The sequence below is a fragment of the Virgibacillus sp. 7505 genome (genome assembly GCF_002272135.1).
Taxonomy (GTDB): domain Bacteria; phylum Bacillota; class Bacilli; order Bacillales; family Amphibacillaceae; genus Terribacillus.
Map to the genome: position 1 here is coordinate 1 of NZ_NPBF01000416.1, position 220 is coordinate 220.

Sequence of the window (220 nt, forward strand, 5' to 3'; positions counted from 1 at the left end):
ATGCCATCATTGAAGTGGCGCAAAGAGGCGTCCTCGTTTCCTTAATCCTCCCTGAAAAAGCAGATCATCCCCTTGTTCAACACGGGGCTACTCCTTATGTGATTGAAGCCCTGCAGGCAGGCGTGCTCGTTTACCATTATTATCGAGGATTTTACCATGTTAAAGCCGTAGTAGCTGATCAATCTGCATGTTTAGTGGGGACGCCGAATATCGATAAACG

Annotated in this window: 1 protein-coding gene; it reads left to right on the top strand. The window is 47.3% G+C overall.

The genetic code is table 11. From position 1 onward, the window contains the following. On the top strand, window positions 1-220 hold a 220-nt coding region (locus tag CHH91_RS19575; protein ID WP_286160869.1), incomplete at both ends, for a phospholipase D-like domain-containing protein.